At 46.3% G+C, this 859-nt stretch carries 1 pseudogene; it reads left to right on the top strand.

Annotation, left to right across the window (positions count from 1 at the left end):
- A pseudogene (locus FLJC2902T_RS15585) lies at positions 1-859 on the top strand (PD40 domain-containing protein); the annotation flags it as partial.

Here is an 859-nt window from a genome sequence, read left to right as displayed (position 1 = left end):
CTATATCACTCTGAGTTTTGTATTCGCTGGTTTGACCTTATCAGCACAAAACAAACACACCCAGGCAGCAGACAAACTGTATAATCGTTACGAGTATATCGATGCGGCCGAGGAATATTTAAAATTAGTCAGCAACAACAAAGCCGACAACTACGTTTACCGCCAGCTGGCCGAGAGCTACTACAACGTCTTCAACACGACCGAAGCCGCAAAATGGTATGCCAAGGCTACGGAGGAAAAACAGGATGCCGAAATCTACTACCGCTACGCGCAGATGCTGAAAGCCAACGGTCAGTATGAGGCTTCCAACAAACAGATGGAGAAGTTCGCTTCAATGGCACCAGGCGATCAACGTGCGGTTGCTTTTAGAAAAGAACCGAACTATATCCCGAGACTAACCGATCAGCAGAAAATGTTTGATTCCAAAACGATGGACATCAACAGCGAGAAATCGGATTTCGGAGCAGTGCTTGCCAACGACAATACGCTGTACTTTGCTTCGGCGAGAAATACGGCTAAGAAAAGCTATGGATGGAACGACGAGCCGTTTTTGGACTTGTACAAAGCCACCAGAAACGAAGACGGTACTTTCAGCAAACCCACCGAAGCGGAAGGGGTAAACAGTAAATGGCATGACGGACCGGCTGCGATAAGCGCAGACGGGAACACCATGTATTTTGCCAGTGAAACTTTCAGAGACAAAATCTTCGACAAGAACAAGGAAAAGAAAATCAAATACGGAAAAGTAGGTTTGTTCAGAGCCACTAAAGTAGATGGTAAATGGGGCAATGTACAGGCGCTTCCGTTTAACAACAAGGACTATCAGGCCGGAAACCCGAGTTTGTCCAAAGACGGAAAA

It is taken from the genome of Flavobacterium limnosediminis JC2902 (genome assembly GCF_000498535.1).
GTDB classification, from domain to species: domain Bacteria; phylum Bacteroidota; class Bacteroidia; order Flavobacteriales; family Flavobacteriaceae; genus Flavobacterium; species Flavobacterium limnosediminis.
Note: the sequence above shows the minus strand (reverse complement) of the source record. Positions and strands in the feature narration are given on the sequence as shown.